Below are 6749 nucleotides of genomic sequence, written 5' to 3' on the forward strand. Positions count from 1 at the left end.
CAAAGCGGTGGGAATAGACAGGCAGGAGGAGATGGATATGGAAAAAAGGACAGAAAAGGATGCGCAGGCATACCGGGACTATGTGAAAAGAAAGACACCCGTACACTGCCTGCCTCTGAACATGGCAAAGGCATTCCTTACGGGAGGCGCTATATGCACCCTGGGGGAATTTGTTTTAAATTACGGCGAGAGGATGGGACTGGAAAAGGATGTGAGCGGGGGCTGGTGCTGCGTTCTCCTGATCCTGCTGAGCGTGCTCCTGACAGGCTTCAATCTGTACGGCAGGATCGCCAGGTGGGGAGGAGCGGGGGCCCTTGTCCCCATCACAGGATTTGCCAATTCTGTGGCGGCGCCTGCCATTGAGTACAAGAAGGAAGGGCAGGTCATGGGCATCGGCTGCAAGATATTTACGATCGCCGGGCCTGTGATACTCTACGGGATATTTACCAGCGCCCTTCTGGGGCTTATCTGGTGGATCGCAGGGGAAACGGGGGTGATCCGATGATCCAGAAGACAAAGGGCGCCCAGAGTATCGCCTTTGTGGAGGCACCCTGTATCATAAGCAGCGCCTCCGTGGTGGGGAAGAAGGAGAGCGAGGGACCTCTGGGTGATCTGTTTGACATGGCCGGGGAGGATGACCTCTTCGGGGAGAAGACCTGGGAGGAGGCGGAGAGCCGCATCCAGAAGGAGGCCTGTGTGCTGGCCCTGGGAAAGGCCCATGTGGGACCGGACCAGGTGCGCTGTCTGTACGGGGGAGATCTTCTCCGCCAGGGGATCGCCACATCCATGGGAGCGGAGGAGCTTCAGATCCCCATGTTCGGCCTGTTTGGCGCCTGCTCCACCTCCGGGGAGGCGCTGGCCCTGGCGGCCATGAGTGCCGCGGCCGGGTACGGGGAGTACATGCTGGCGGTCACCTCCAGCCACTTCGGGACGGCGGAGAAGGAGTTCCGGTTTCCCTTAAGCTATGCCAGCCAGCGGCCCCTGTCGGCCCAGTGGACAGTCACTGGCAGCGGGGCCTTTGTCGTCAGCAGCCGGCCCGGACCTGTGCGGATCGCCGGTGTGACGGTGGGGAAGATCGTGGATTTTGGCCTCAAGGACTCCCAGAATATGGGAGCCTGCATGGCTCCTGCGGCGGCGGACACGATCGCCTGCAGCCTGGAAGACTTTGGCCGGGAGGCGCAGGAGTACGACCGGATCATCACCGGGGACCTGGGATATGTGGGGCAGAGCATCCTGCTGGACCTCATGCGGGAGCGGGGGATCGACATCAGCGGTCTTCACCTGGACTGCGGGAAACTGATCTTTGACCAGCAGACCCAGGACACCCACGCAGGAGGGAGCGGCTGCGGCTGTGCGGCCGTGACCCTGGCCTCCTACATCCTGCCTAAGATCATTTCCGGGGAGTGGAGGCGGGTCCTGTTTGTCCCCACCGGGGCTCTCATGTCCACGGTCAGCTACAACGAGGGAGCCAGCGTCCCGGGGATCGCCCACGGTATTGTGCTGGAACAGTGCCCGGACTGGAAGGAGGAAGATTAGGATGGAATATATCAATGCATTCTGGGTGGGAGGCGCTATCTGCGCTCTCGTTCAGATCCTGCTGGACCGCACAAAGCTCATGCCGGGAAGGGTCATGGTCCTTCTGGTGTGCACCGGCGCGGTGCTGGGATTCCTGGGGATCTACCAGCCCTTCGCAGAGTTCGCCGGGGGAGGCGCCTCTGTCCCTCTGCTTGGCTTTGGGAACACTCTGTGGAACGGGGTGAAGGAGGCGGTAGAAGAGGAGGGATTTATCGGCATTTTCCTGGGAGGCTTCAAAGCCAGCGCCGCCGGCATCTCGGCCGCCCTCATCTTCGGATACCTGGCCTCCCTCGTGTTTGAGCCGAAGATGAAGAAATGATTGAAAATGATATTCATTTATCTTCATAAAATCTTAAATAAATTGCCAGCAAAGCCTTAGGATTTATATGATACCCTCACTTTGTCGTGCACTCATCTCTGACCGGGATATGGGAGGACGAACAAAGATAAAAGGAGGGTTGAACGTGCAGAGCGTGATACAAGTAAAAAACCTGTACAAGCTGTACTACCTGGGCGAGGAGACGGTGCGGGCCCTGGACGGCGTGGATTTTGAGATCAAAAAGGGCGAGTTCTGTGCCATTGTAGGTACATCCGGGTCGGGGAAGTCCACGCTCCTGAATATGCTGGCGGGTCTTGAAAAGCCCACAAAAGGGGAGGTGGTCATCAGCGGACACCATCTGGAGCGGATGAACGAGGAGCAGCTTGTCAGCTTCCGCAGGCGCCGGGTGGGCTTTATCTTCCAGGCCTACCAGCTCATCGCTTCCATGGACGCGGAGGAAAATGTGGCGCTTCCCTTGAACTTCCGGGGTGTGAAGAGAAGCGAGAGGACAGCGAAGGCCCGCCTGATGCTGGAGAGGGTCAAGCTTGGAAAATACAGAAAGCATTTCCCCAATCAGATGTCGGGGGGACAGCAGCAGAGAGTGGGCGTGGCCCGGGCTCTCGTGTCAGATCCGGAGATCATCTTTGCGGACGAGCCTACGGGAAACCTGGACTCCCGCACGTCCAGGGAGATCATGGCCCTGATGCAGAAGGTGGTAAAGGAGCAGGGCTGCACCCTCGTAATGGTCACCCACGACCCCCAGCTTGCGTCCTGGGCAGATCGGATCATCAAAGTCATTGACGGGAAGATAGTGAGTATTGAAGTAAAGAAAAAGGAGAGTACAGAAGATGAAGAAATGGTTTAAGAGGATCACAGCGGGAGCTGTGGCAGCAGTTGTGTTTGGGATGGCGCTGATGCCCCAGGGAGAGTCCAGGGCTGCGGCCGCCAGGATACAGGTATCTGTTCCGGAGAACAGGGTTCCCGCGTATGAGCAGGGAGAGACAAAGACCTTTGTCCTGGAGGTGAAGAACAACGGACCGGATGAGCTGAAAAACATAAAAGCAGTGCCCAGGCTGGAGGGCGAGGAAGGACAGTGGCCCTTTGCGACAGATTACCAGAGCTATGAGGAGGGAAAAGAAAGCATGGCCCCGGGGGAGACATGGCAGGCCTCCTTCGGATTTACAGCCAGAGGGGATGCCGCTCCGGGGCGGTACAGGGTGGTCTTCGACGTGTCCGCCACAGGGTCCGGTGGGGAGGACATCGGCGGCAGCAGCTCCTTCTACGTAAATGTTACTGCAAACGAGAGCGGGAAGGAGCCTGACGGTTCAAAGCCTCAGGGAGGCGCCGGGGAGTCCTGGCAGGGAGCCGGCGGCGCTCAGGACGGCCCTGCGGGCTGGACGGCGGCCAGAGAGGTACAGACAGAGGGCGGCTCTATGGCGGCCCTGGCAGGGAGCTTTGAGAACGGCCCTGTGACAGGCGGCGGGCAGGCTTCGTCAGGCACGGTGCCCCGGGTGATCGTCACCGGATTTGACACAGACCCGGGAGAGGTAAAAGCTGGGACTGACTTTAAGCTGACGATCCATCTGAAAAATACATCCAAAGCCTCCAGGGTAAGCAATCTGCTCTTTGAGCTGGCAGCGCCCACGGAAGGGCGGGATGAGCAGACCACGGCGCCGGCCTTCCTGCCTGCGTCAGGTGCCAGCTCCCTCTATCTGGACCAGATCGGGGCAGGAGGAACGGCGGATATTTCCATACAGCTGAACGCCAAGGCCGACCTGGTGCAGAAGCCCTACAGCATAAACCTTGCGATGAAATATGAGGACCAGAACGCAGCTCAGATCGAAGCCCAGTCCAGCATTTCCATCCCGGTCAGACAGGAGGCGAGGTTCGAGTTCAGTGATTTTGAGGTGACGCCGACGGTCATCAGTCCCGGCGAGGAGTCCAACGTATCCTGCAGCCTCTACAACATGGGGCGGGTGAAGCTCTATAATGTAAAGGCATTGTTTGAAGGAAAGGGCATCAAGAAGGAGGAGCTCTTTGTGGGCAGTGTGGAGCCGGGGGCAAGCGCTGCCATAGACGCCATGCTGGAGGGCGAGAAGAAGACAAAGGGCCCGGAGAAGGTAAAGATGACTGTAACCTATGAGGACGAGGCGGGCAAGATATCGAAAGCGGAAAAGGAGCTGCAGCTGGAGGTCGCGGAGGCCGTGGAGACCACAGAGTGGGATGAAGCGGATATGAAGCCGGCCCCCTCTTTCCCCTTCGTGCCCGTGGCGGCAGCGGTCCTTGCAGCCGCAGCCGGAACGACGGCGGCAGTGATATGGAAGAGAAAGAAGAGGGCAGCGGAAGAGGAGGTGCTGTATGAGCTGGATGGACCTTCTGAGGATGAGTAGCAGCAGTCTGCTGAAGAGAAAGCTCCGGACCTTCCTGACAGTGCTGGGAGTCATCATCGGCACCACCTCTATTGTGGTCATGTTCTCTCTCGGGCTGGGCATGCAGAAAGCGATGTACCGACAGATCGAGGAGACAGGGGGACTGAACACGATCACTGTCACCGGGAAGGAAGCCGGGCCGGGCTCCCCGGAGGGGAGCCCGGGCGGCAAGAAAGGACAGGAGCGGAAGCAGGTGACAGACCAGCTTGTGTCCCAGCTCGCGGGGATGGAGCATGTAAAAAGCGTGCAGCCGGTCTATACCGTGTCAGCTGTTCTGCTGAAGGGCGGATATGAGGCGACAGTCCAGCTCACCGGTATGACGCCGGAGGGGCTGGAGAGCAGGAACATAAAGCTGGCCCCCGGCGGGCGCCTGCCGGAGAGCGGCAGGGGGAAGCTGGAGCTTGTCTACGGAAACGGTGTCCTCTCCTCCTTTGCGGACAGCAGGGGCGGCGGGACCTATGACGAATACGCACGGCTGCCGGATATAGATCTGGCACATGACACCCTGTTCCTCGTCCTGGACGAGAGCGGCTACAGCCAGAGCCGGGAAGGTGGTATGTCCCCGGCCGGCTTCTCCGGTGAGACTGCGTCCGGAGCCGCATCGCCGGCCCCTGGGAGCAGCTCCGGGGAGAGCGGCGCTGCCACGGGGACCGGGAAGTCTGTGCGAAAATATGCGGTGCAGGCAAGCGGAGTGGTAGCGGGCGGCCAGGAGGATTACGGCGAACATTTCTCCAGTGTGTACTGTGACCTGGACACGCTGAAGCAGGCGCTGAAAAAGGAATTTGCGGGCCGTGCCCTGCCGGGACAGCCGGTCACAAAGTCCGGAAAGCCCTACAGGGAGTTCTGCTACAGCCAGGCTCTCGTGCGAGTGGACGATATCCACCAGGCGGACAGCGTGGCGGCGGCCATCCGCCAGATGGGATACAACGCGGAGACAAACGCTGAGTTCATGAAGAGCATGAAAAGCCAGCTTGCGATCATCCAGGCAGTGCTGGGAGGGATCGGCGCGGTCTCTCTTCTGGTGGCGGCTATCGGCATCGCCAACACCATGATGATGTCCATCTACGAGAGGACAAAGGAGATCGGCGTCATCAAGGTGCTGGGCTGCAGCCTGAAAAATATCCGCCAGATGTTTCTTCTGGAGGCGGCTTTCATCGGGCTGATGGGAGGCGCGGCGGGCTGCGTGCTGAGCTTTGCGGTGTCCACTGTCATCAATGCCCTGACAGCCACAAAGAACATCATGGGTGTGGGAGGAGGGATATCCTTCATTCCTCCCTGGCTGGTCCTGGCGGCAGTGGGATTTTCCATGCTGGTGGGGATGGGCGCGGGATATATCCCCGCCCTGCGGGCCATGAGGCTGAGCCCTCTTGCGGCCATACAGAACGGGTGAGACTAAAAAGAAGACTGGTCCCTCTTGGGATCAGTCTTCTTCTATTACCTGGATCTCCAGATAGTCAAAATCGATGGAGTCCACGAAATTATCCTGATAAAACCGGGTCTTGCTGTGTCTCTTGAACTCAGTGACAGTGGAGTCCAGCCAGATGGGCTTGCTGAGGTCGAAGTCATAGCATATCTCATCCAGCGCCCGGAAGATCTTGTGGGTGCGTGTGTCGTCGCCGCCATCGCAGACTACCGTATCTCTCACCATCCGCCCCCCTTTAAATTCTTTTGCCCATAAACGAAACATGTGTGCCATCCTTTCTGAGGTGTTTGTCTAACCATTATAGCACCGGGATGGGACAAAAGGAAGAGGCAGCCGCTTCCGGCTGCCTCAGAAAAAAGGAAATAAGAGAAAAAAGGTAAATCTATCTAAATATAACTTAATGTCTTTAGGCGAAGCTGTCGGAAATCCAAGAACCGATATCTGTGTACCCCCGTCAGCTTCATTTATTTGATGGTTTTAGTATATAGGGGAAATATGTCCAATCTGTGACACTCATCTAAAGAAAAAATGAAGATATGATTATTAAGTTCTAAAAAATGTGAAGAAAATCTAAAACGGGAATATCCGGCTGTGGCACTTGCAAATTTCCCGGGGATAGTGTATCTATTAAAGATAGGAAAGAGGTGTGATAAACATGAAAAGGCTTTTGATCGTGGTGGATATGCAGAGGGATTTTGTGGACGGGAGTCTGGGAGATCATCGATGAGCTGTGCGGGGGTCACACCTGCCAGCCACGATGCGGCTCTTCAGACCATGGTCATGTGCTAGGTGGAGATCGTGTCTTGACTTCGGGGACGATAGATTTTAAAATAGCTTACAGAGTGCCTGGAAGAGAAAAGAAGATAAGGGAATATATATGAAGCAGGGTAGTGTCAAGTAATCTATGAAAAAATAAGTCATAAAAAATAGGCTCAGAAGAACCTTGAAAATTGCAGATATTGATATTGAAAAGCTCTCCGAGGGCTCAGGGCGCTGCCCTGAG

The 6749-nt window shown here is 57.2% G+C and carries 7 protein-coding genes; 6 read left to right on the top strand and 1 reads right to left on the bottom strand.

What is annotated here, in order from left to right:
- Positions 1-31 precede the first annotated feature (31 nt).
- The 6 genes from B5E62_RS09100 (at position 32) to B5E62_RS09125 (ending at position 5713) form a co-directional block, all read left to right on the top strand.
- On the top strand, positions 32-505 hold the full coding sequence (locus tag B5E62_RS09100) for a SpoVA/SpoVAEb family sporulation membrane protein (protein ID WP_087174292.1): 474 nt from the start codon (positions 32-34) through the stop codon (positions 503-505).
- A complete protein-coding gene (locus tag B5E62_RS09105) occupies positions 502-1536 on the top strand; it encodes a stage V sporulation protein AD (protein ID WP_330398083.1) in 1035 nt (344 codons plus the stop codon). Before B5E62_RS09100 ends, B5E62_RS09105 begins: the two co-directional genes overlap by 4 nt.
- 1 nt (position 1537) lies before the next feature.
- A complete protein-coding gene (gene spoVAE, locus B5E62_RS09110) occupies positions 1538-1894 on the top strand; it encodes a stage V sporulation protein AE (RefSeq protein WP_076776180.1) in 357 nt (118 codons plus the stop codon).
- Between the two features lie 145 nt (positions 1895-2039).
- Positions 2040-2759 carry an ABC transporter ATP-binding protein gene (locus B5E62_RS09115; RefSeq protein ID WP_087174281.1) on the top strand — a complete coding sequence of 240 codons (720 nt, stop codon included), beginning with the start codon at positions 2040-2042 and terminating at the stop codon, positions 2757-2759.
- Positions 2743-4284 (top strand): COG1361 S-layer family protein, encoded by a 1542-nt coding sequence (locus B5E62_RS09120; protein WP_087174282.1) that lies wholly within the window; start codon positions 2743-2745, stop codon positions 4282-4284. The genes B5E62_RS09115 and B5E62_RS09120 overlap by 17 nt, the downstream gene beginning before the upstream one ends.
- On the top strand, positions 4253-5713 hold the full coding sequence (locus B5E62_RS09125) for an ABC transporter permease (RefSeq protein ID WP_087174283.1): 1461 nt from the start codon (positions 4253-4255) through the stop codon (positions 5711-5713). Before B5E62_RS09120 ends, B5E62_RS09125 begins: the two co-directional genes overlap by 32 nt.
- 30 nt (positions 5714-5743) lie before the next feature.
- On the opposite strand, the gene B5E62_RS09130 is transcribed toward B5E62_RS09125, so the two are convergent.
- Positions 5744-6010, bottom strand: a complete 267-nt coding sequence (locus B5E62_RS09130) for a hypothetical protein (RefSeq protein ID WP_087174284.1) — start codon at positions 6008-6010, stop codon at positions 5744-5746.
- Positions 6011-6749: the final 739 nt, after the last annotated feature.

Source organism: Lachnoclostridium sp. An118 (genome assembly GCF_002160985.1).
GTDB classification, from domain to species: domain Bacteria; phylum Bacillota; class Clostridia; order Lachnospirales; family Lachnospiraceae; genus Claveliimonas; species Claveliimonas stercoravium.

What these genes read in the sequence shown, in the direction of transcription:
- B5E62_RS09120 (WP_087174282.1), top strand. Translation starts at nt 2,743, where the DNA reads ATGAAGAAATGGTTTAAGAGGATCACAGCGGGAGCTGTGGCAGCAGTT.
- B5E62_RS09105 (WP_330398083.1), top strand. Translation starts at nt 502, where the DNA reads ATGATCCAGAAGACAAAGGGCGCCCAGAGTATCGCCTTTGTGGAGGCA.
- B5E62_RS09125 (WP_087174283.1), top strand. Translation starts at nt 4,253, where the DNA reads ATGAGCTGGATGGACCTTCTGAGGATGAGTAGCAGCAGTCTGCTGAAG.
- spoVAE (WP_076776180.1), top strand. Translation starts at nt 1,538, where the DNA reads ATGGAATATATCAATGCATTCTGGGTGGGAGGCGCTATCTGCGCTCTC.
- B5E62_RS09130 (WP_087174284.1), bottom strand. Translation starts at nt 6,010, where the DNA reads ATGTTTCGTTTATGGGCAAAAGAATTTAAAGGGGGGCGGATGGTGAGA.
- B5E62_RS09100 (WP_087174292.1), top strand. Translation starts at nt 32, where the DNA reads ATGGATATGGAAAAAAGGACAGAAAAGGATGCGCAGGCATACCGGGAC.